Below are 273 nucleotides of genomic sequence, written 5' to 3' on the forward strand. Positions count from 1 at the left end.
GTGAAGAACAGCAGGATCAGGGCGATCACCAATGCCGCGATGATGCCCACCAGCTGGCTTTTGCCACCGACCATGTCGTTGACTGCCGTACGCGAGTCGGCGCCGCTGATGGCAAAGCCCTGGGAGATGCCGGCCGCCAGGTTGCTGACGCCCAGGGCGACGAACTCGTGGTTGGCGTTGATCGCATAGCCATGCCGGGCGGCAAAGCTGCGCGCTGTCAGCATCGCGCTGCAGAAGCTGACGGTGGCAATACCCAGGGCGTCGCGCAACAGG

Annotated in this window: 1 protein-coding gene; it reads right to left on the reverse strand. The window is 64.5% G+C overall.

Annotated features, from left to right (window positions below):
• A partial coding sequence (locus AC6UDB_RS07045) for a SulP family inorganic anion transporter (RefSeq protein WP_500709551.1) occupies positions 1-273 on the reverse strand: 273 nt, incomplete at both ends.

The sequence above is a fragment of the Fructilactobacillus sp. X3R2C1 genome, from assembly GCF_059901235.1.